This window comes from Clostridium sp., assembly GCF_032576335.1.
GTDB lineage: Bacteria > Bacillota > Clostridia > Oscillospirales > Acutalibacteraceae > Faecalispora.
In genome coordinates this window covers 263,887-286,352 of record NZ_JAWFXC010000006.1, presented here as the reverse complement: position 1 = coordinate 286,352, position 22,466 = coordinate 263,887, and the positions used below count along the sequence as shown (strand labels likewise).

The window sequence follows — 22,466 nt, the reverse complement described above, 5'->3', positions numbered from 1 at the left end:
TTATTCAATCATTTCATTACAATTGCCCACTAGTAAAATCCGCATTGTCTTTTCAGCACTTACGCGGATGATTCAATGCTCTCTCAGGCGTCGAAAGCTCTGCTTTCGGTCACGCCGTGAGGTTATTATAACATAATCTCCCAATATTTGCATTCCCATTATCAAATTTAAAAGAGAATATAAGAAAGATAGAAGAACAAAAAATATAGAAAAAGCCTTGAATCAACATCGATTCAAGGCTTTTAAAAAACCAAATCAACGGCTTTCAAAAGATGATTCTTTGTCCGAAGAATCCGCTCCCTGCTTTTCTTCATAAATAAACTCAACAAGTTTTTTATGATTCTTTTGGAAATCAGCAATCAAAGAAGAGCCTACACCCGGAACATTTTGGTCATAAAAAGCACCGTCAACTGGTACACGATTCTGGCTTGTAGGGTAGTTGAGGTAGGTTAGTGAGTTTGCAGCAAGAGATAAAATCTCATTTTTTGTCATATTGGTCTTTACAAGCGGAAGAACATCGTAAAGTATTCCGTTGATTGTTCCCAAGTCAGAGGATTTAAATTCATCTACAATTGCCTGAAGAACCTTCCTCTGGCGTAGCGTACGCTCATAATCGTCACCAATTGCACGAATACGGGAATAATAATGTGCCTGCTTACCCGTCATATGCTGTACGCCGCCGGTCAAACGTTTGGAAGATGGCTCACCCGAATACGTATTAATCAACTTTGCTTCTGCACTTGTAATTTCAAGTGTAACGCCGCCTAGCCGATCAATAATTCGATTAAAAGAATCGTTGCTGATCAGCACATAACGGTCAATATCCACTCCAAAGCTGTTCTCAATGGTCTGCACAGTCAAAGTTGGTCCCCCTAGGGAGTATGCAACCGTAAGCTTATTGGCGTGATAACCAGGAATGGTAACATATAAGTCACGCATGAAAGACGTCATCTTCAGCTTCTCGTGCCGGCGATCCAATGAAAGCATCAGCATACTGTCGCTGCGCCCGCGGTCATTTGCTTCGTAATCATCCACGCCCAGCAATAGAACATTAAGGATCTTATCGTCGTGATACAATCCGTTTACTACGTATTGTGAATTCCCTATGTTTTCAAAAGAAGTTACTCCCGATTGATTGTGAGAAGGCGTTGACTCTACCGGATCCTGCTCAAATTGAATGCGACCAAGCAGATGGTCTGCGTATACTAAAGTACCGCCAACTGTTATTAAAACAAGGCTAACTACTAAGATTGCAACATTTAATAAAAATGTCTTTTTTCCTTTTCCAGAAGAGGGTTTCTTCCCTTTCATCGGTTTGTTCTTATTCACAACATCATCCCTTCTTCGGCTCATGGGCATTGTGCCCGCACCGCAGTACGCCTTTATGTGTTATCTTGTTCTAATTTATCCTCTTTTATGTCTGCAAACTTACGGCAAAGCTTTTCTATTCATAGAAATATTAATCGTTTACCTGTTGGGGTAAATCCTGCTCATCCAGCGTTAATTCGTAAGAGGGCAAAAACTCAGTTATAAAACACTCTGCCTCGGGTAACCCCATCTGCATTATGGTTTCGCGCTGTGCCTGCTCCGCACGGTGGAACTCTGCATTCCCCATGCTTCGCTCTTCTACACACTTAATTAATGCTGAAATTTTATCCGCTGCCTTAATGAGCGGGTATAGTTCGCGGTCGCCGGGCTCATCTTCACAAATGAGGGGTCGATACTGTCCCCTAAGATCATCCGGCAAAAGCGCTAATAGTCTTTTTTGCGCCATTTCCTCTACACGGCGGTATGCCTGTCGAATCTCCGGATTATCGTATTTCACCGGGGTTGGAAGATCCCCTGTTATAATTTCAGTTACATCATGAAACATTGCCAGCACTGCCGCTCGCTCCGGATTTACATTCCCACCAAAACGTGAATTACGTAAAAGAGCCAGTGCATGTGCAATCATCGCTACATCAAGACTATGCTCACAGATGTTTTCACTTCTGGTATTGCGCATCAGCCCCCAGCGATTAATGTATTTCATCCGCGATAGCATCGCATAAAAATGATACATTCTGTTTCCTCCCAGCCGCTTTTATGACATATTTCGGCTTAAAGCAACTACGACAGTTATTATAGCAGAGAAAAACGCAGGATACAATAAAACGAAATTATTTTACAATTGGCTTCATTTCCTCTTCTTTCATGGGAATTCCTATGTTATAATAACCAAAGCATCGATACCCCATTATTTTTGTATGAATCTTAAGCGCTACGCGCTACGGGCCTTTGCCACAACCGCTTTTTCATTATTATTCAATTTCTAGATGCCAGCTGCGTAGGGTTTGCAAATAACAAATCCTTTTGAGGCAAGCAGGCACCTATTTTCTACGCAAAGGAGTGGATGGTTTTGAACCTACTTTCCAGACCAGTGGAAAACGTACTCGCAAAAGCATTTTTGTATAGTCTGGGTCTTGCCACGCTGATTTTTCTACCCTTTCAGCTGGTAGACAGCGGCTATTTTTTATTTTATGGGGATTTTAACGTTCAGCAGATTCCTTTTTACCGCATGTGCCACGACGCGATTCGCAGTGGTAACTGGCACTGGAGCTGGACAACCGACTTAGGCGCCAATTTTATTGGCTCTTATTCCTTTTATTTAATCGGAAGCCCCTTTTTCTGGCTGACCCTCCCGTTTCCAAGCGGTGCCATCCCCTATTTAATGGGGCCGCTTCTGGTGCTCAAATTTGCCTGCTCCGGCTGTGCCGGCTGCCTATACCTCAAACGCTATGTGCGCGACCCACAGTACGCAGTAGTCGGCGGAATGCTCTATGCTTTTTCCGGCTTCTCCGTCTACAATATATTCTTTAATCATTTTCATGAAGCAATCATTGTCTTCCCCATTCTTCTTTGGGCAATGGATGAATACATGTACCACCGCAGGCGCGGTATATTTGCAGTAACCGTTTTTGTAAGCTGCTTTGTTAACTATTATTTTTTTGTAGGACAAGTCGTATTCTGCATTTTATATTGGCTGGTGCGGGCGTTCTGCGGCAGCTGGAAAATTACCATACGAGATTTTCTGCTTCTACTGTTGGAATCCGTTCTTGGTGTAGCTCTCTCTAGTGCACTGCTTGTTCCCACTGTTCTTACAGTTCTTCAAAACCCCCGTGTGAATAACCCACCGGATGGTTGGAGCTCCTTGTTATATGGCTGGAACCAGCGCTATGTACACATTCTACAATCGTTTTTCTTTCCGCCAGATATTCCGGCACGCCCGAATTTCACACCCAATTCAGAGGCAAAATGGGCATCTCTTGGGGCTTGGCTGCCCCTGTTCAGTATGACCGGTGTGTTCGCTTTTCTGCAAAACCGCAGCCGCCATTGGCTGAAAAAGCTCCTTGGCATTCTATTTTTAATGGCTTTTGTCCCGATTCTGAATTCGGCGTTTCAATTGTTTAATGCATCCTACTATGCACGCTGGTTTTATATGCTCGTGCTGATGATGTGCCTTGCAACCTTAATATCCTTGGAGCGGGAAAGCAGTGACTGGCGCCGTGCCGTGCGCTGGGTGTTGGGCATTACACTTGGCATTGCGCTTCCAATTGGTTTAATTCCGCAGTCAAAAACCAGCAACGGCACCACCACGCGCACAATTGGTCTGGAAGAATACCCCACTCGTTTTTGGGCTTATGTAGCATTGGCATTGCTCGGTCTTCTTGCGCTTTGCATTGTAATGAAATACTGGAAGCGCGACAAAAAGGTATTTCAGAAAAAATTGTTTGCTGGAATTGCCGCAATGTCCTTTTTATACTCCATCTTTTTCATCTCTCTCGGCAAAACACAATCGGAGGATGTTCGCCGCCAGTTAATCCCCTATGCACTCAACGGCGGTGCAGATATTACTTTACCCGATTTACAAAATGTACGGTCTGATTTCTACCATGCGATGGATAACCAAGCCATGTACTGGCAAATACCGACCATACAGGCATTTCACAGCATTGTGCCCGGCTCCATTATGGAGTTTTACCCAACCATTGGGGTTTCACGAGACGTAGGCTCTCGGCCAGACACCAAAACGTATGGACTGCGTGCGCTTACCTCCTGCCGCTGGCTGTTCGATCCCATTAATGACGATAATTATTTTGGTGGTGAAAACCGCCAGAATCCCGAAATGCCCGGTTGGCGCTATTTTGGCACACAAAATGGTTTCGATATATGGGAAAACGAATATTACATTCCCATGGGCTTTAGCTACGACACCTACATTACAAAGGAACAGTACGACGAAACCGCGGAAGGGAACCGCAATTTACTTTTTCTGCACTCTCTTGTTCTTTCCGATGAGCAGATTAAAAAATACGGTTCTATGCTAACACAGCAAGAAGTTGCAGACGTAGACTTTAATTACAACGATTATTATGAGGCATGCCTGCAACGGCGGGAAAGCGCTGGAACTGATTTCTCGCACGACAATACCGGGTTCTCCCTTCATTACTCGGCAGATAAGGAGCGGCTGGTATTTTTCAGCGTACCATATGAGTCGGGTTGGAGTGCAACGGTGAACGGCCAACCGGTAGATATTGAAAAGGTAAGCGTAGGCTTTATGGCTGTTCCGGTTCCCGCCGGGGAGTCAACCATCCGTTTTGAGTACCGCACTCCGGGTCTAATAAAAGGAATCGCGCTTTCCGGTGCTGCTTTCCTATTACTGTTTCTCTATATTCGTATCAGCAAGCGTTACGATAGCCAAATAAAAACGGCTACCAAGCGCCGTACGTTCCGTGTTAAACATCCGGAGCAAAGCATGCCTCCGTTCGGCGGGGGCGTGGAGGAGGATTTGTAATGTCTATTGTTTATTTCGTCATTCCGTGCTACAACGAGGAACAGGTTCTGCCCGAAACGGTAAAGCGCCTCACCATAAAACTAAATAGCATGATTGCAAGCGGAATCGCATCGCCCGAAAGCCGCATGTTGTTTGTGGATGATGGCAGCCGCGATAAAACTTGGGAGATGATTGAGGCCTATCATGTTGAAAACCCAATGATAGGAGGTGTTAAGCTGGCGCATAACCGCGGCCACCAAAATGCCCTGCTCTCCGGTTTAATGACGGCACGTAAATACGCAGACTGTGCCATTAGTTTAGACGCAGACCTTCAGGATGACATTGAAGTGCTGGACCAATTTGTTCGCCAGTACCAAGAGGGGTGCGATGTCGTATACGGGGTTCGCAGCAAGCGTGAAACAGATACTTTTTTCAAACGTAGTTCTGCACTTGGCTTCTACCGGGTGATGAAGATCTTAGGAGTTGACCTTGTCTTCAACCATGCAGATTACCGCCTTATGAGCCGCCGAGCACTAGACGCGCTTTCCGATTACCGTGAGACTAACCTGTTTCTGCGCGGTATTGTGCCGTTAATTGGTTTTCGAAGCGGTACGGTAACGTATGAGCGCCACGAGCGCTTTGCTGGGGAATCGAAATACCCGCTTAAGAAAATGATTTCCTTTGCGCTGGATGGTATTACCTCGTTTAGTGTAAAGCCACTCAAAATCATTGCCAATCTAGGCGTTTTGGTATCTCTTCTCAGTATTCTCGGCCTGCTGTACGCACTTATCTCTTATTTCACCGGCAACGCAGTAGCCGGCTGGACCGCCATCGTCTGCTCCATATGGCTGCTGGGAGGTATACAACTCCTCTGCATTGGTGTGCTGGGCGGGTATATTGGGAAAATCTACAACGAGGTTAAGGACAGACCACGCTATTTAATTGAAAAGGAGCTTTAAGATAGCTCATTGCAAAGCGACCCGTATTCTATTACGGGTCGCTTTTTATGTTCCTTTTACTGAAAGGAATGGAACGGTAAAATTTGAGCAAATTATTGGTAGAGAACCATTGCTCATAGGCGGGCAGAAACAATCCCTTACCATTCCATTGTGCGAAAGGAAAGAACCAATGCTCAAACAGTTAAGCTCTCTTCTGGGGGAATACCGCAAAGACGCCATACTCGCACCATTGTTAATCCTTGTGGAAGTGGCAATGGAGCTGCTCATTCCTTATTTGATGTCTGGCCTGATTGACCATGGTGTTTTGGGCAGTGGCGGTATGATTTACACCATAAAAATAGGCGCACTTATGGTATTCATGGCAATTTTGGCTTTGGCATTCGGTGCTTTGGCAGGCCGTTTTGCCGCACGGGCATGCACCGGTCTTTCTGCAAATCTTCGCAATGCCATGTTTGATAAGATAACGGATTTTTCTTTCTCAGATATCGACCATTTCTCTTCCGCTTCCCTCATCACACGCCTTACCTCCGACGTTACAAATGTACAGAATGCCTTTCTTATGTTTTTACGCCTCGGTCTACAAGCGCCCATCCAGTTAATCGGCGCAACTGCAATGGCTGTGCTCATCAGTCGCCGGCTCTCCGTTATTTTTCTTGCCGCTATTCCTGTTTTAGTTGTTACAATGGCGTACATGATGAAAAATGGGTATCCCCGTTTTCAGGAGATGCTAAATCGCGTTGACAACATGAACGCCTCTGTTCAAGAAAATCTGAACAACATTCGGGTTGTAAAATCTTATGTACGAGAAGAATATGAAAGCCAAAGATTTGCAGAGCAGGCTAAAACACTACAAAAAACACAATTTGTCGCAGAGCGCCTTATTTTATTTACTCTGCCAATTCTACAACTAACCATCTCGGGCTGTATTGTGGCCGTGGTTTGGCTGGGCGGAAATCTGGTCATTCAAAAAGGGTTGGAACTTGGCCAGCTTTCTGCATTCATAAGCTATATTTCTCAAATTTTAATTTCACTCATGTTTCTATCTATGATTTTTTTGCTCAGCGTATTATCTCGTGCCTCTGTCACAAGAATCCAGGAGGTTCTTGCAGAAATGCCCTCTATTCCAGACGCACCCTTATCTTCTATCAAGCCGGTAGACGGTTCCATCGAATTTGTAGATGCTTCTTTCTCCTATGGAGGGCCAAAGGACAACCTCACTCTTCATCACATCAACCTGTCAATTGAATCGGGGGAAACGATTGGGATTATTGGTGGTACGGGTTCCGCTAAGTCCACTTTAGTTCAGCTTATTCCCCGCCTTTACGAGCTTTCGGGCGGCAAGCTACTCGTCGGCAGAAATCCCGTTGAGAATTACTCTTTTCATACCCTGCGCAGTGCCGTTGCATTAGTTCTTCAAAAAAACACTCTGTTTACCGGTACTATCCGCCAAAACCTTTTAAGGGGTAACCCAAACGCAACCGAACCGGAACTGATTCATGCCTGCCGCACCGCACAGGCTCTGGAATTTATTGAAGCGTTACCCGATGGCCTCGATACCCACGTTGAGCAAGGCGGCACCAATTTTTCCGGCGGACAGAAACAGCGCCTGTGCATTGCACGCGCTTTGCTTACTCGCCCCTCAATTATTGTGTTAGATGATTTCACCAGCGCGGTAGATACTGCCACAGACGCCAAAATCCGCGAAGAAATCCAGAAAGAACTGCACGGCACTACCATTCTTATCATCGCTCAGCGTATTGCATCCCTGCGTGGCGCAGGCCGAATTATTGTAATGGAAAATGGAACTATTTGCGGAATCGGCACTCATGAAGAGCTGCTTTCAGGCAACTCCATTTACCGCGAGATTGTAAATTCGCAGGAAAAAGGGGGATTGTTTACGTGAACGCAGAAAACCAAGCAGATATAATATCAGCGCCAGCCCCAGAGACGAAAAAAACTGGAGAAACCATCCGCCGTATTTTAAGCTATTTAACGCCCTACCGTTTTTATCTCATTTTCGTAGGTATTGCAATTATTCTAAGCTCCGGCGCACAAATTGCCGGAAGCGCATTGCTAAAAACCATTATTGATGACTGCATTACTCCCCTTACGCAGCAATACGACACAGCCTTAATGCAAAACTTTTTACACTTAACCATTGTTATGCTCGCTTTGTTCGCCGCAAGTGCCATTGGCTCTTATTTGTATGGTTATTGGATGCTCCAAATATCTACGGAAACACTTTGTCGCATCCGAACTGAGCTTTACGCAAAATTGGAGCGGCTGCCACTGCGATATTTTGACTCCAAACCAAACGGTGAGCTAATGAGCCTCTTCACCAACGATACCGACGCACTGCGTGAAATGCTGAATAACAGCATTACTAGCTTTTTTTCTTCACTTCTTACTGTCATTGGTATTTTCGCGCTCATGCTCTATTATAGCTGGCAATTAACACTTCTCACGATTCTGCTATTCGTAGTCATGCTTCAAGTGATTCGTGTCATTGGCAGCAAAAGCGGAAATGCGTTTGAATCACAGCAAGCAGCCATTGGTTCCCTAAATGGCTACATTGAAGAAATGATAGAAGGTCAGCGAGTGATTAAAGTCTATCGGCAAGAAGAAGCCACAAAGGAAGAATTCCGCAAAAGGAATGAATCACTGCGCCAATCTGCAGATAAAGCAAATACCTTTGCGAATATCCTCTTACCCATTCTCACAAATCTATCAAGTCTGCAATTTGCTCTCACTGCAGTTGTGGGCTGTATACTGGCAATCAGCCACATTCTTACCCTTGGTACCGTGGTGCTTTTCTTACAGTTTACCCGCAGCTTTTCTTCCCCATTAACCCAAATATCTCAGCAAATTAGTGCTGTCCTCAGTGCATTGGCAGGAGCACAGCGTATCTTTGCCGCTATTGATGAACCACCCGAAGCAAACGAAGGGAAAGTTACGTTAACTGCTTGCAAATTGAAAGCGTCTTCAACTTTGCACAATTCGAACGAACGCAAAGGCTGGGTGTGGAATATACCAAGTGCAACGGGCACACACTCTCAACTTCCACTAAAAGGTCAAATTGAGTTCGAGCAGGTTACGTTCGGCTATCACCCAGAAAAGCCCGTTCTTACCAATCTGAATTTGTGCGTTTACCCCGGGCAAAAAATTGCATTTGTGGGCTCCACCGGAGCAGGAAAAACAACCATCACAAACTTAATTAACCGGTTTTACGAGATTCAGCAGGGTACCATCCGATTTGATGGAATCGACATTCAAAGCGTTCAAAAAGATTCATTGCGCCGCTCTATGGCATTGGTATTGCAAGACACACACCTCTTTACAGGTACAGTAATGAATAACATTCGCTACGGCAGGCTAAACGCAACAAATGAGGAGGTCGTAAAAGCCGCCAAAATAGCCGGTGCCGATGCGTTCATTTGCCATTTACCGCAGGGATACGAAACCGTGCTGACTGGGGACGGCTCCAATCTATCGCAGGGGCAGCGGCAATTATTAGCAATCGCCCGGGCAGCGATTGCTGACCCACCCATTTTAATTTTGGATGAAGCCACTTCCTCCATCGACACACGCACCGAAGCTATCATCGAGAAAGGAATGGATCGCCTCATGCAGGGCCGTACCGTATTTGTTATTGCTCATCGCCTCTCTACCGTACGCCATGCCAATCAAATTCTTGTGTTAGAGCATGGTTGTGTGATTGAGCAGGGCAATCACGAAGAACTTCTGGTTAGGAACGGCAGGTATACCCAGCTTTACAATGGATCGATTGAACTCTCCTAGTGCTTATTTTACTTTGCACTTCGAATATTGACTCCATTAATATTATTTTAATAGCAACCGCAGTACTCGCCTAATTAAATGCAGTCCTTCATTCCAATTCACTTTTTAACAGCAGTCTTAATTTGCAGAAATATTCAACTGAGTATTAAAAAAGCTCTCTCCTATACAGGAAAGAGCTTTTAATTTCTTATTCTGTTCCGGTTCTGGGAAGCTCATGCGCCTGCAGCTCCCGTTCCATATCTGCTACCGGCAGACCCATTGCATCCTCAACAGGAACCGCAATAGACATCCCTCGTGCCTCTGTACAGAACCCACAGTTCTGGCATATGGCACGCATAATGTCCTGCTTTTTCTCCTGCAGAGTTAAAATCAGAACAATCTCTTTTTCCGGATGAATCGAGAAGCCAAGGATTTTCTCAGCCTCGTGCATTCCCGCTCCGCGTGCTAATAAAATGGTTCCTCCGGTGGCTCCGCCCAGCTTTGCCGCTTTCATCACCTGTTCCGAGTATCCACGGGTCACAATGGTAATGATGAGATTATACTGGCTCGCAGCAATCACAGGAATCCCCCTTTCCTTTTTGAAAATCGCCCGTCATGAGTGAAAGGGTTTTTGCTCCGCCTACACTCGAGATTGGGATTGTAAACGCCACTCCGTTTCCTGCTTTTTCCAAATGCAGTTCACGTTGAAGCTGTTCCATTAATGCAGGAACTTTCTCTGCCGGAGCAGAGCTAAGCACAATATCCTTTTCCGTTTCGCCAATCCCCAAATAATTAAGCAGCTCTGAGCTGGCTGTGCCATGCCCTAGAAAGATATAGTTAAATGTGAGATTCTCGGAATTTAAAAGCTTTGATACCTTTTCCCCTTGATGGCGGTTTACAATCGCTACGATCAAAGAAAGCTTTTTCGACAAGGCTGTATCCAACATCCTTTCGTCCTCCCTTAACCCCGTCAGGGTTCTTTGCCAAAGCCATTTCCCGCAGTCGGGCAGGCATTTTGTGCAAGCAGTGAGCAGGGAAAATCAGTCACCCTGCGCCTCCGTCGTTCCATTATATAGAATTAACTGTCTTTCGTCAATCCCTAGTCTGTTTTTCCAGCAAGTAAAAAATCAATTCCGCCCGAATTAGGGCGAAACACAATTCCGGTAACCCCTTTTCCACTGGCAAAGTAACTATTTTTATAATAAATTGGGTAAAAAACAGCATTGGAACTCAAGTAGTTTTCCGCCTGAATGTAGGAAGCAAGTGCTCCCGTATTGCCAGATTGCTCTGCTGTAATCAATATGCGGTCAAAATCCTGGCTACTCAGGCGCGCTGGGTTCTGCGGACTATCGGAACGGAATACCGAAAGCAGCTTTCCATCCTGTTCCGGGTGAATCCCCGTTAAGGCAATCTGGTATTCCCCGTTATCCACTGCCTTTTGCAGTTCCTCTTCTGCCATCGGCTGCATACTAAAATACTGGCCGGTTAGGTGATTCCACGCCACCAGTATTTCATTTACCATTCGCTTTGCCTGTTCTGTGTCGGGGCAAAGTACCGTTACACGTGAAAATTCGGGGTGACCCAGCTCCTTTAAACCGGCTTGCAGCATTGCACCGCCCTGTGTGCTCTCTTTTTGGTAGCCAGATGCCGAACTGGCAAGCTTTCGGTAATTCTCACCCATTAACATTGCCTGCGGGCCAATAATATATTCTGCCGGTTCCGCTTTTTCTGGTAGCTGTTCCATTAGCTTTTGTCTTGGGAGAGACTGAATTAATCCCTGCCGAATTTTTAGATTTTGCATTAATGCGTCCTGCGTATTAAATGAGAGCCCCCAAGTAATGTCTTGAAATGAAGTGACCGACAGTTCCAATGCCTGCGCCTGCAACGCCTGTTGTTCCGAGACCGCAATCGCATCGACCTTTGAAGTTGTAAGCGCCTTGATTGGGTCAGTTACGTCCACATCGGAACCTTTCATAGAAAAAATTAAAGCTGCGGGCAGCGCCGCCTGCGCCCCCTTATACTTATCTGAGCGACTCAGCTTAATCTGCTTGCCGTGGTCCCAACTGTATTTGGTACCCAAAACAAATGGTCCATTGCTTACAATTGCTTTGTACTCCAGCCCATATTTACCCTGTGTTTGTAGAAAAAACTTTTCGTTGCAGGGCATGAATACACTTTGTGAGGTGAGCGCCGGAAATTCAGGGTACGCGTATTCCAGCTCAACTACAAGTGTGTTATCGTTTGGAACCGATACCCCAAGTTGATCTACCGGTAAAGAACCTTCACTAATTTTCCTCGCATTTTTTATTGCGTACAGCGGTCGGCAGGCCAAAGACTTTGTTTGCGGAGCCAATGCCCGGCGAAACGCAAACGCAAAATCGGCAGCAGTCACGGGCTGTTCGTCAGACCAAACGGCATTATTACGCAAGTGAAAGGTAAATTGCGTAAATGTTGCATTTGCACTCCAGCTCTCTGCAACACCCGGAGTTGCTTTTCCGTTCTCATCTAACCGGGCGAGGCCTTCATACAAGGCACCAATTGTTAAAAGAGCAGAAGAATCCGTAGCCACCTGAGGGTCAAGTGTTTGGGGTTCTTTTTCAATATAATACTGAATTACTTTGTCTGCGGCCTCATTCTTTTTTTGACCACAAGACGGGAACACAAGCAGCATGCACACAACAAGGAGTGCAGAAAGCAGCCTTCTCAACTTTATCACCAACATATTCTAAATATAGTTTGCCCTGTCTACTATTGAAAATCATTTCCTCATTATAAAAAAGAGGAAAGAAAGGAAGCGTTCCAATTTGATTTCATTCTAGCATGTTTCATAGTTGAATGCAACGAACCCAAACGTTATGTAAAAATAGGAAAAAGCAGCAAGGCAACATGCTTTGCTGCTTTTTTAAAGTGGATTCGCATAGCTTTTATATGGTAATTGTTTACCCACTAGAAGCTATTAAAAATCAACTACCGGTAGACTGTGCCAAAGTAACGGAAGCCGTAAAGGTTTTACCCGTTTTTGTTCTTGAAACACTTAGTGAAACTGTTTCACCCGGTTTTTTGGATGCGATTGCGCTGGTAAGAACGGTGCTGGAATTAATGTCTTTACCGTCAATCTTAGTAATAACATCCCCGGCCTGTATACCCGCCGCATTAACGGAGGGGTTCGATGCAGAAGAAACATAATATCCAACTGGCAAACCATAGAAACGAGAAATCATGGTATCAATAAACTGGCCAGAAATACCGAGCATAGCACGGTCTTTTACATAGCCGTATTTCTTCAGGTCGTCGATAATGGGTCTTGCGTCATCCATAGGGATTGCAAACCCCAGGCCTTCGTAGCCCTGCGCTACTATCTTGGAAGAATTAATACCAATTACCTGCCCAGCGGCATTCACCAGAGCTCCCCCAGAGTTGCCGGGGTTAATCGCGGCATCCGTTTGAATGCACTTCATGGTGTAGCCATTCTCACTGTTGGTAATTTCACGATTTAATGCAGATACATAACCAATGGTTACGCTGGAGTTAAACTCCAAACCGCCCGGGTTGCCAATCGCCATAACGGTATCTGCCACCTGTAAGGAAGATGAAGCACCAAGCTCTGCGGCAGTTAGACCGGAAGCTTCTATTTTCACAACCGCCAAATCGGTTACGGTGTCACTACCAACCAGTTTTGCTTCGTAAGACTTTCCATCCGAAAGAATTACTTTCAGCGAATCTGCACCGGAAACCACATGCGCATTTGTTACAATATAGCCATCCGAAGTGGTTATAATTCCGGAGCCCTCACTTGCTGGCGAAACAGCCGATTCATCACTGCCAGAGCGGTGCTGTAAATTCAGTGACTGGCTAACTTGAAAATTTTGAATGCAGACCACGGAGGGAATCACCTTTTTTGCAATTTGTTGTGCGGTAAGTGCGCCACCCGCCTTTAATGTTGTGGGGGTTGTAATTGGGGAAGAAAGAACCGACGACTGGCTGGAAGATACACTGCCCGCAGCCGCTCCGCTGCTAAGTGTTACATACCCATTATTCACCAAAGCAACAAACCCACCAATGGAGCTTGCCGAAATGATTAAGCAAGCAAGTGCACCGCATAAAACCTTGGTGCCCGTCCGCATTTTTGGTTTTCTAGGCGGTTCCGGTGAAGAGCCGTTATAGTTTCCACCTTGTGAGCCTTGCGAGCGATATGTGCTGCCGTTCCATTGCACCTGTTGTTCCGGATTATTCCATTGATAACTGTCCGTTGTATAGTCATCGCGCTGCGCGTTAAATTGATTATTGTTTTCACCAAATGGATACATAAAATCAGATCCTTTCCTATGTGGCTTTTTTCATTGCTCTTAGTATGCCAAAGGAATGTGAAAAACATATGAAGTACACTTATCTTTTTTATGAAAGAATCAAGAAAAAAATGTGAAATAGACGGAAAAATTCTGAAATCTTTTATAAACAGCTTAAATACGAGCCACGTTGGTTCGGCGTGCAGCCTCTGCAACCGCTTTTGCAACCTGTGGCGCAACTCGTTTATCTAAAGGAGAGGGAATGATATATTCCGCTGAAAGCTGCTCATCGGTAATCATGGCCGCAATGGCATACGCCGCAGCAAGCTTCATTTCATCGTTAATATCCTTTGCACGAACATCCAGCGCTCCGCGGAAAATCCCCGGAAATGCCAGCAAATTATTAATCTGGTTCGGGTAATCGGAGCGTCCGGTACCAACTACCACTGCACCGGCAGCCAATGCCTCATCGGGGAATATTTCGGGCACGGGATTCGCCATGGCTAATACAATAGGCTGCTGCGCCATGCTTTTTACCATCTCTGCACTCACACAGTTGGGTGCGGATACACCCAAAAAGAAATCTGCCCCCTTCATAACATCGGCCAGTGTTCCTTTTATAAGGTCACGGTTCGTTACCTTTGCCATTTCAGCCTGAGCCGGGTTCAGCCACTCTTCGCCCTCACATACGGCACCATTGCGGTCGCACAAAATCAAATTTTTTATACCAAGAGATAATAGGAGCTTTGCGCATGCAATCCCTGCGGAACCAGCACCGTTCACTACACCGCGCACATTGGTAATATCTTTTTTTACTACCTTTAACGCATTTAGTAACGCTGCGCCCACTACAATTGCCGTTCCATGCTGATCGTCATGAAAAACGGGAATATCCAGCGATTTTTTTAAACGGCGCTCAATTTCAAAGCAACGGGGAGCGGCTATATCTTCTAAATTAATACCGCCAAAGGAACCCGCCAACAGCTCAACTGTGCGTACAATTTCGTCTATATCCTTTGAGCGAATGCAGAGCGGAATCGCATCCACATCTCCAAATGCTTTAAATAAAACAGCTTTGCCCTCCATAACGGGCATTCCGGCTTCTGGGCCAATGTCCCCTAGACCAAGAACAGCGGTACCGTCTGTAACAACAGCAACAATATTACCGCGGCGCGTATATTCATAAGACTTCTCCACGTCCTTGCTAATTTCTTTGCATGGCTCTGCCACGCCGGGCGTATATGCGATAGAAAGGTCATCTTTGGTTTCTACCGGGCAATTAACCTTTAGCTCTATTTTTCCTTTCCATTCTTTATGCTTTTTTAATGCCTCTAATGCATAATCCATTTCAATTTCCTCCAATAAATGCACATTTCGTTTAGTATAACATATTTTCTGCAACTTTCAAGAATAGTTCTTGCAAATCATTGCAAAATGGAGCGAAATATGGTTAGATAGAATTGTAAGCAATATTTCAGATACCATACAGAAAGGAGATTGCTTATCATGTACCAAGCATGTATTTTTGACTTGGATGGGACCTTGGCCGATACGCTGGATTCCATTGCGTATTTCGGCAATTCTGCACTGGAGGAATGCAGATACCCGGCGATAGACCGCGAAAAGTACCGTTACCTGGTTGGGAAAGGTTCGGAGCGTCTCATGCGTGGAATGCTGCAAGAGGTTTCTCCGAAAGGATACACCGAAGATGACGTGATGATGCTTCGTAAAATTTACGAAAATCTCTACGAGCAAGACCCTATGCACTTTGTAGACCAATACACCGGTATGGAAGAAGTGCTGCGGGAATTGAAGGAACACGGTATAAAGCTAGCGGTGCTTTCCAACAAACCTCATAACATTACCTCGCGCCTGATTACCATGTTGTATTCACCCGATATGTTCGACATTTGCTATGGCCAACGTTTCAACGTGGAACGCAAACCATCCCCCGTAGGTGCTTTGCAGATTGCTAAGGAGCTTGGGGTAGAACCGAAAAACTGTCTTTACATTGGTGACACCGACATAGATATGCAAACCGGTGAAGCTGCCGGAATGGATACCGTAGGCGTGTTGTGGGGATTCCGATGCCGCAATGAGTTAGAGCAGAGCCATGCTAAACACATTGTGCACGACCCGAAAGAGATACTGCCCATTGCAATGGGAACAACCGTGGCAGTTTAAGTAGGGGTAACATAGTAAATTAATGCAAAAAAGAGAACAGGTGCCGCAGTTTCCCGCTGCTGCACCTGTTCTTGTCATTATTTGTAAAAATATAAAAATATAGTTGGTTTTCTTGACGCAACTAATTTATAATGAATATACCCGAAGGAGTGATAAATAGTGTTAATATGCGGTATGGCCATACAAAACGAAGAAGATCGTTGCGTCGTAGAAAAATTATACAATGACTACCACCGTTTAATGCTCTACATAGCCAAAGGAATTTTAAACGACCAAGAGAAAGCAGAAGATGCCGTTTCTCAAACATTTTTAAAAATAATTGATAACTTACAAAAATTTTCTTTTGAAGACTGTAACAAAACGAAGGGCTTAATCGGTATATTAATTAGGAATATATGTTTTGATATGATAAGGACGGAAAATCGTAGAACCGCAATCCCTTTGGAAGAGATTGAACTGATTGGCGATATTAAAGATCTTCCCTATGAGGCTTTTGCATCGGAAGAAAGCTACCAGGCAATTCTGAACGATATTTCTGATCTAAACGATAAATCTGCCAGTGTGCTAAAGCTGAAATATGTTTTCGATTATTCGGATCATGAAATCGCAGATTTATTAAACATTTCTCACGATAATGTGCGTGTGCGGCTCCACAGAGCCAAATCCGCTTTGATGAAAAAGCTGAAAGAGAGGGGCGACAGCAATGAGTAATCAAGAAATGAAAAATCAAATTTTTGAAGTAATGCTGAAAGCAGCTATAAAAGAAAGCTTTGAAAATGAAGTACGAGCATACCCCTCTGCAGATACTCTAACGGAAGACTACAACTTATCACTAGCTACCCATAGAAAAATAGAAAGAATGATTCGGGATTCCAGTCAAAAGCTAGCTCAGCTCCAAATTAAAAAAGTTGCTAAAAAAGCGGCTGTTATTGCGGCTATTACCATCCCTGTTTCTATTTTCGGCTTATTTAGTGTAGATGCATCCCGTAATGCAATCTTTAATGCTCTTTTAGAATGGAAGGCTGACCACTTAGATATAAAATATGAGGATAAAAATTCAAACTCTTCAACAGTTGGTTCCTCTGCGCCATCAACAGCTGCCGTATTAAAGCCAAAATATATACCTGATGGATTTAGTGAAACAGAAACAAAACAAACTAGTTCTAGTTATACTGTTTATTACAAAAACGCAGATAATGAAGTAATAGTATTTAGAACCTTCTCTATAAAAGATGAGGGAATTTTTTCTGTAGATACAGAGCAGACAGTACTGAAAGAGTTAACAATTAATGGTGTTAAAGCAAAACTTTTTGAATCAAAAAAGGAAGAGCAATCTTCCTATTTAGTTTGGAGTGTTAAATCAAATAGCTTCGTGATAGTATCTAAAATACCATCAAATCAGCTTATATTAATGGCTGAAAGTATGTTAAAATAAAATATCATAATATTTTTTGGAAAAATATGTAACATTTAAGCCCTCTGAAACGTTATCTTTATATAATCATATTTGGACAAGCGAAAGGGGTAATTTTATGCGTAAAAAAATACTTGCACTAGTAATGGCGTTCTCCATGATGTTAACCATTAGCGTACCAACATACGCGGCACAAACAACACCGTCTAAGCCCAACCCGAACTATACTTTATTTTTTACGAATACAGATTTTATTTCATCTGTATTGAATTTTTCTGGTAGTAAAGCTGAATGCAATTCTGAAATTTATGCTAAATCAGGTACGACAAAAATTGTGGCTACAATTATGCTAAAGCAAGTAACATCTACTGGAACAAAAACAGTCAAAACTTGGACACAAACAACCAAAGGCGAATTGTTCTATTTTTATAAAGAATATTATGTTACAAAAGGTCACGACTATGAATTAGAAGTAAATGCAAAGGTCTATCGCAATGGTTCTATTGAGAATCTAAGCTTAACCGACTACGACTACTGCGGCTAATCTCAACATAGCGTAACCATCCCACAATATACACCTCCTAATTTCAATTTCCTCCATACCATATTATAACCCACACACCTACACACAACGTTTGTTTCGGTTTACCATCCGCATGATTCACGGATGGTAAACTGACTCAAAAGTAGTGTCTCGCATCTTATAATAGAGAATCGTATGATTCTCTTCACAATACTACTCAAAATAATCTGCATAAAAAACACTTATGGTACTACAATGATGGACAAGGGGAGATTGTGTGCAAATACATTTGTATAAAGAAACCAGTTTCTCTTTTAAAATTGCGCTTATATGTCTTGTACTTCTTCTATTTTCACTTAGCAGCTGTGCACCAAACAGCAGTTCATCTGCATTAACAGATAAAAACACGGCTGAAAAACAATTAACTAATGTACTCAACAATTCCTTTTCAAACGGATGGCTCAACGAATGTACTTCGCTACAAAAAATCGCAGAAATCGCAACCAGTAATGAGAATAGCAAAACTTCTCCTGATTATCTTCTGGGGTATGTAGAGGGAAGTGCTACCGACCGGGCTGGCTACTTTCTTCAGAATATCTATTCCAATCAGTCTGAAATGGAAGACCCGCTGATTACACGTGAAGTAAAGCAGTCATTGAATACTTTTGCTTCTGCGGAAACCGATTATTTACAGCAGCTTCAATATAGGCTGAAAACAGATAGAAAAATCCCCCAAGAGAAAGCATTCCAAAAGAATACCAAGCAATTAGCCGAACTAATTGTCTCACTAAGCATCCATGCCAATACTTTAAAAAGTGAAGCAGAAACAAAAGCCTTTCAGCAAAATTTACAAACTGCAACCCAGCTGATGAAAACTGCTTTCCCAGAATCGAAATCAACTGGAGCTTTTGCTCCTTCTGATAATATAATTGTACTACCAGGTTAACTTCCACTCATTTTCTATGCTTTCATGTTAGATTCTACCCTATCTAATTCTATTTATCCCGAAAAAGATAAACACCCTTGTGCTTACAACACAAGGGTGTTTATCTTGCTTTCTATCATTTACATATGCTTAAATTAAACCCAAATTTTTCAGGAACGCTGGAATCTCCATCTCAAAATTCACACCAAAACGAATGTCTGTTTTCGCTTGCTTGGTTCTGCGAATTGCACCGCAAGTAAAATCAACAGCAAGCTGCATTGCCTTTTGTAGCTCAAAACCGTTTAGCAAACCTGCAAGCAGTGCACTGCCATAAACATCGCCCGTACCGTGGTAAGAGCCTTCAATGCGCTCTGAAAACGCATAGCTAATCTCTCCCGTAGCGCTGTCGTAACCAGCGGAGCCTAGCTCACTTTCCTCAAACCATACTCCGGTAAGCACCACTTTTTTTGGGCCAAGCTCCGCAAGTGCTTTGAGCAGTTCCTCAATCTCTTGCTTTAAATACGGCCCCTCTTTATACTCTCTACCTAATAAGAAAGCGGCTTCTGTAAGATTCGGTACAACCAAATCAGCACTCTTGCACAGGCGTGCCATTCCCTTTGCCATTTCGGGAGTATAAATGGAGTAAAGCTGACCATTGTCTGCCATCACAGGGTCAACCATAATGAGGTTGCTCTCTGTTTTAAACTGACGAAAAATATCTTCTACCATATCGATCTGCTCAAAGGAGCCCAAAAAACCGCTGTACAATGCGTCAAATTGAAGATCGAGGCTCTTCCAGTGCGCCGCAAAGGGAGGAAGATCCTCCGTTAAATCACGGTAAGTAAAGCCAGTAAACCCACCCGTATGAGTGGAAAGCACTGCTGTGGGCATCACGCTGGTCTCAATACCAGCGGCCGAAATAATCGGCAATGCCACGGTAAGGGAACACTTCCCAAACCCAGAAATATCATGAATTGCCGCTACTCTTTTTTGTCGTTCCATACGAAAGACACCTCTATTTCTTATCTGCAATTTCACCGGCACATTTGTAAATGCTTTTGGGTGGTATAACTCCACGCACCATGGAGAGCGGGTACACCGTACTTTCAGCCCCTACTACTGTACCGGGGTTTAATACCGAGTTACACCCAACCTCAACCAAATCTCCCAAAACAGCGCCAAATTTTTTCAATCCTGTTTCCAGAACACCGTTTTCACCACGTACAGTTACCAATGTCTTGTCAGATTTCACATTGGACGTAATCGAACCCGCTCCCATATGGGAACGGTAACCCAAAATAGAATCTCCCACATAATTGTAATGCGGCACCTGTACTTTATCGAATAGAATCACATTTTTTAATTCCGTAGAATTACCCACCACACAGTCGACTCCTACCAATGCACTGCCACGAATAAACGCACAATGACGCACCTCGGTTCCAGGCCCAATAATGGCAGGCCCGGCTATAAAAGCCGAAGGGGCAACCTTCGCACTGCGTGCAACCCATATATCTTCCCCGCGCTGCTCGTATTCATCCTTCGAAAGTGCTGCACCCAGCTCACGAATCCATCCGCTAATTTGGGGAAACGCCTGCCAAGGGTACTGGCAGTCCCGCAAAAACGGCGCCGCCAACGTATGCGTTAAATCAAATAAATCGTTAGTTTCAATCGTTAACATACTACTGATCTCCTGAACGTTAGCAAAATATTATTTTGTAACCTCATTGAAAACAGAAGCTTATCTGCGTAAAAAACTACTTTAATAAGCCTAGAATTAAATTCCTTCCATTTTCAACTGTACCTTCTATTTTTATCTTATTCCATGCAAATGTCAAGAAGATTTTTTAAGCTCTTTCTTTAAAATGAGTAAGTCAGCAGTTGTTATTTTCCCATCGCCATCCATATCTGCCGCCGCAAAGGATGCTTCCTCCAATTCTGCTGTGCCACTGAGCACCCGGTAGAGCAACTTGCTGTCTGTTTGTGTTAAGCGCCCTGTACCGCTTAAATCCCCTTGCACCACTACGGTCAGGCTATCGCTAATTTCACCCTCCTCGTTTTGTGCAAGTAAAACCGCACCCGTCATTACATATCCGCTCACAAAAGACACGCCATTGGGCTTTTGTGCCTCCAAAGTTCCCTCTTGTACACGAACTACATTTTTTAATGCCGCATAGGTAGTATTGGCGGGTAAATAGATTTTTTGCGCACTCCGATCAATTCGAACCGATTGATTGAGCGATATAATTTCTGCCTTCTCGGGCAATTCAGAGGAATTATCGGGATGAGACGATTCTTCATTTTTAGAGGATTCCTCCGGTTTGGACGAAACTTCCTCACTGCTCTCCTCCTGTGAGGAAGAGGACTCGTCCTCTAAAAGCTCCTGTGTTATCGGCTGAAAAATCCAATCCTCTTCCCGCTGTACAATTGCTGCTGCACGTTCCCCATTCGCAGAAATTGAAATCAAATCGCCAGGTATTTGATATGCCCTCGTATTCTCACTGTCTACATACTCTAATAGTCGCGAATCTTCCGTTTTGACCAGAACTTTATTGGAGGAAAGCGCAGCAGCACATTCCAAAACCCCGCCAGTTTCTGCATAGCGGTATAACAAACCGGTATCTGACTGTACACGGTATAGATTTCCACTTTCGTCCATCACCATATTTTTATTTAAAAACCGATATCCATCCTGAGGAATATCGCTGTCAAACAAGGGTGGTTCTTCTAGAGGCGTTTCTTCCCGAATGGAATCCGGCATCGTTTTTATGCCAAACTTACTCTCCCCATTGTACTGTGTGTACAACACGTTGTTTGGTGAAACCGCTACGGAGGTAACTGGCCCGCGGGTGGATGCAATTTGGTTAAGCAGCCAGCCGGAGGGTTCAAAAAGCAAAATAGAATCTTCCATGGGTGTATGTATGGCGTAAAAACGCCCTTTGGAATCCATTGCAAAGTCATTTTTTCCTTCTACATAAATCTGCGGAAGATCAATCGATTGGTTTGTATCAAGCTCATCTGGGCGAACCACATAGGTATATACACTTACCCCAAACTCTTCTTGATTACTGCTGCGGTATGGGCACACCAAAGCAAGCTTCCCATCCTGATACAAGGGAAACTGCATATGTGCCGAAAGAATCTGTTCGTCCAAGCGCTGTCCGTTTTCATCCAACAGCAAAACAAAAGACCGATTATCCTGCGTTCCACAAAGCAAGTAATGGTTGTTACCTGCAGGCAGAAGTTCTACCCCCTGTGGGTCGTCAAAACCGGAAGGGAACTCCAACAAAACCGCCGTAGAAGAAGTACCTGCAAAAATAGAACGTGTACCTATTACTGTTAATAACAGTAACAGGAATTGACGGAGCGGCACCGTGGCGTGTTACTGCAATGGCAGAGGCCTTTGAAGCCAGCTCCAGAGACTGTGGTACGCTAAGCCCACGGGTTACCCCAGCCAAGAAATACCTGGTAAACGTATCGCCCGCCGCGGTGGTGTTTACCACTGTAATAAGGGTAGGGTAAGAAAGCAAAAACATAAACACATTATAAATATTACTTAACAATATTTATAATGTGTTTATGTTT

Annotated in this window: 20 protein-coding genes; 9 read left to right on the top strand and 11 right to left on the bottom strand. The window is 44.1% G+C overall.

Translation table 11 applies throughout. The features are described from left to right. Positions 1-255 precede the first annotated feature (255 nt). A complete protein-coding gene (locus E7L17_RS09555) occupies positions 256-1,329 on the bottom strand; it encodes an LCP family protein (protein ID WP_316323016.1) in 1,074 nt (357 codons plus the stop codon). Positions 1,330-1,459: 130 nt separating this feature from the next. Next, on the bottom strand, positions 1,460-2,062 hold the full coding sequence (gene yfbR, locus E7L17_RS09550) for a 5'-deoxynucleotidase (RefSeq protein WP_316323015.1): 603 nt from the start codon (positions 2,060-2,062) through the stop codon (positions 1,460-1,462). A gap of 336 nt (positions 2,063-2,398) precedes the next feature. Between yfbR and E7L17_RS09545 the strand changes: the two genes are divergently transcribed. The 4 genes from E7L17_RS09545 (at position 2,399) to E7L17_RS09530 (ending at position 9,570) form a co-directional block, all read left to right on the top strand. Further along, positions 2,399-4,834 carry a YfhO family protein gene (locus E7L17_RS09545; protein ID WP_316323014.1) on the top strand — a complete coding sequence of 812 codons (2,436 nt, stop codon included), beginning with the start codon at positions 2,399-2,401 and terminating at the stop codon, positions 4,832-4,834. Beyond that, positions 4,834-5,772 carry a glycosyltransferase family 2 protein gene (locus E7L17_RS09540; RefSeq protein ID WP_316323013.1) on the top strand — a complete coding sequence of 313 codons (939 nt, stop codon included), beginning with the start codon at positions 4,834-4,836 and terminating at the stop codon, positions 5,770-5,772. Before E7L17_RS09545 ends, E7L17_RS09540 begins: the two co-directional genes overlap by 1 nt. Positions 5,773-5,941: 169 nt before the next feature. Next, positions 5,942-7,675, top strand: coding sequence for an ABC transporter ATP-binding protein (locus E7L17_RS09535; protein WP_316323012.1), 1,734 nt, complete (start codon positions 5,942-5,944; stop codon positions 7,673-7,675). Further along, positions 7,672-9,570: an ABC transporter ATP-binding protein gene (locus tag E7L17_RS09530; protein WP_316323011.1), complete on the top strand. Its 1,899-nt coding sequence runs from the start codon at positions 7,672-7,674 to the stop codon at positions 9,568-9,570. The genes E7L17_RS09535 and E7L17_RS09530 overlap by 4 nt, the downstream gene beginning before the upstream one ends. A 187-nt stretch (positions 9,571-9,757) precedes the next feature. Here the strand turns inward: E7L17_RS09530 and E7L17_RS09525 are convergent, their stop codons facing one another. The 5 genes from E7L17_RS09525 to E7L17_RS09505 form a co-directional block, all read right to left on the bottom strand. After that, complete coding sequence (locus E7L17_RS09525) at positions 9,758-10,129, bottom strand: P-II family nitrogen regulator (RefSeq protein ID WP_316323010.1); 372 nt, start codon at positions 10,127-10,129, stop codon at positions 9,758-9,760. Then, positions 10,107-10,496, bottom strand: a complete 390-nt coding sequence (locus tag E7L17_RS09520; protein ID WP_316323009.1) for a hypothetical protein — start codon at positions 10,494-10,496, stop codon at positions 10,107-10,109. The genes E7L17_RS09525 and E7L17_RS09520 overlap by 23 nt, the downstream gene beginning before the upstream one ends. Positions 10,497-10,648: 152 nt before the next feature. Next, positions 10,649-12,265: a peptide ABC transporter substrate-binding protein gene (locus tag E7L17_RS09515; protein WP_316323008.1), complete on the bottom strand. Its 1,617-nt coding sequence runs from the start codon at positions 12,263-12,265 to the stop codon at positions 10,649-10,651. A 247-nt stretch (positions 12,266-12,512) separates the two neighbouring features. Then, positions 12,513-13,856 carry a S1C family serine protease gene (locus E7L17_RS09510; RefSeq protein WP_316323007.1) on the bottom strand — a complete coding sequence of 448 codons (1,344 nt, stop codon included), beginning with the start codon at positions 13,854-13,856 and terminating at the stop codon, positions 12,513-12,515. A gap of 153 nt (positions 13,857-14,009) precedes the next feature. Next, the gene (locus E7L17_RS09505) at positions 14,010-15,182 is read right to left on the bottom strand and encodes an NADP-dependent malic enzyme (protein ID WP_316323006.1); all 1,173 of its coding nucleotides are present in this window, start codon (positions 15,180-15,182) and stop codon (positions 14,010-14,012) included. A 159-nt stretch (positions 15,183-15,341) separates the two neighbouring features. Between E7L17_RS09505 and E7L17_RS09500 the strand changes: the two genes are divergently transcribed. The 5 genes from E7L17_RS09500 (at position 15,342) to E7L17_RS09480 (ending at position 18,902) form a co-directional block, all read left to right on the top strand. Then, positions 15,342-16,019, top strand: a complete 678-nt coding sequence (locus E7L17_RS09500) for an HAD family hydrolase (RefSeq protein WP_316323005.1) — start codon at positions 15,342-15,344, stop codon at positions 16,017-16,019. 174 nt (positions 16,020-16,193) lie between these two features. Continuing rightward, entirely contained in the window at positions 16,194-16,730 is a 537-nt protein-coding gene (locus E7L17_RS09495; protein WP_316323020.1) for a sigma-70 family RNA polymerase sigma factor, read from the top strand. Further along, entirely contained in the window at positions 16,723-17,454 is a 732-nt protein-coding gene (locus tag E7L17_RS09490) for a DUF4367 domain-containing protein (RefSeq protein ID WP_316323004.1), read from the top strand. The genes E7L17_RS09495 and E7L17_RS09490 overlap by 8 nt, the downstream gene beginning before the upstream one ends. Positions 17,455-17,551: 97 nt before the next feature. Further along, on the top strand, positions 17,552-17,977 hold the full coding sequence (locus E7L17_RS09485; protein ID WP_316323003.1) for a hypothetical protein: 426 nt from the start codon (positions 17,552-17,554) through the stop codon (positions 17,975-17,977). Between the two features lie 256 nt (positions 17,978-18,233). Beyond that, positions 18,234-18,902: a hypothetical protein gene (locus tag E7L17_RS09480; RefSeq protein ID WP_316323002.1), complete on the top strand. Its 669-nt coding sequence runs from the start codon at positions 18,234-18,236 to the stop codon at positions 18,900-18,902. Between the two features lie 129 nt (positions 18,903-19,031). Here the strand turns inward: E7L17_RS09480 and E7L17_RS09475 are convergent, their stop codons facing one another. The 4 genes from E7L17_RS09475 to E7L17_RS09460 form a co-directional block, all read right to left on the bottom strand. Continuing rightward, on the bottom strand, positions 19,032-19,883 hold the full coding sequence (locus tag E7L17_RS09475) for a pyridoxamine kinase (protein WP_316323001.1): 852 nt from the start codon (positions 19,881-19,883) through the stop codon (positions 19,032-19,034). 13 nt (positions 19,884-19,896) lie between these two features. Next, positions 19,897-20,562 (bottom strand): UDP-N-acetylglucosamine pyrophosphorylase, encoded by a 666-nt coding sequence (locus E7L17_RS09470; protein WP_316323000.1) that lies wholly within the window; start codon positions 20,560-20,562, stop codon positions 19,897-19,899. Between the two features lie 153 nt (positions 20,563-20,715). Beyond that, complete coding sequence (locus E7L17_RS09465) at positions 20,716-22,167, bottom strand: dockerin type I repeat-containing protein (RefSeq protein ID WP_316322999.1); 1,452 nt, start codon at positions 22,165-22,167, stop codon at positions 20,716-20,718. Continuing rightward, positions 22,145-22,411, bottom strand: a complete 267-nt coding sequence (locus tag E7L17_RS09460) for a PfkB family carbohydrate kinase (RefSeq protein WP_410470657.1) — start codon at positions 22,409-22,411, stop codon at positions 22,145-22,147. Before E7L17_RS09460 ends, E7L17_RS09465 begins: the two co-directional genes overlap by 23 nt. Between the last annotated feature and the right edge of the window lie 55 nt (positions 22,412-22,466).

Excerpts from the sequence above, each read along its gene's own strand:
- E7L17_RS09495 (WP_316323020.1), top strand. The coding sequence starts at position 16,194 with ATGGCCATACAAAACGAAGAAGATCGTTGCGTCGTAGAAAAATTATAC.
- E7L17_RS09485 (WP_316323003.1), top strand. The coding sequence starts at position 17,552 with ATGCGTAAAAAAATACTTGCACTAGTAATGGCGTTCTCCATGATGTTA.
- E7L17_RS09535 (WP_316323012.1), top strand. The coding sequence starts at position 5,942 with ATGCTCAAACAGTTAAGCTCTCTTCTGGGGGAATACCGCAAAGACGCC.
- E7L17_RS09540 (WP_316323013.1), top strand. The coding sequence starts at position 4,834 with ATGTCTATTGTTTATTTCGTCATTCCGTGCTACAACGAGGAACAGGTT.
- E7L17_RS09520 (WP_316323009.1), bottom strand. The coding sequence starts at position 10,496 with ATGTTGGATACAGCCTTGTCGAAAAAGCTTTCTTTGATCGTAGCGATT.
- E7L17_RS09510 (WP_316323007.1), bottom strand. The coding sequence starts at position 13,856 with ATGTATCCATTTGGTGAAAACAATAATCAATTTAACGCGCAGCGCGAT.
- E7L17_RS09500 (WP_316323005.1), top strand. The coding sequence starts at position 15,342 with ATGTACCAAGCATGTATTTTTGACTTGGATGGGACCTTGGCCGATACG.
- E7L17_RS09505 (WP_316323006.1), bottom strand. The coding sequence starts at position 15,182 with ATGGATTATGCATTAGAGGCATTAAAAAAGCATAAAGAATGGAAAGGA.
- E7L17_RS09490 (WP_316323004.1), top strand. The coding sequence starts at position 16,723 with ATGAGTAATCAAGAAATGAAAAATCAAATTTTTGAAGTAATGCTGAAA.
- E7L17_RS09470 (WP_316323000.1), bottom strand. The coding sequence starts at position 20,562 with ATGTTAACGATTGAAACTAACGATTTATTTGATTTAACGCATACGTTG.
- yfbR (WP_316323015.1), bottom strand. The coding sequence starts at position 2,062 with ATGTATCATTTTTATGCGATGCTATCGCGGATGAAATACATTAATCGC.
- E7L17_RS09475 (WP_316323001.1), bottom strand. The coding sequence starts at position 19,883 with ATGGAACGACAAAAAAGAGTAGCGGCAATTCATGATATTTCTGGGTTT.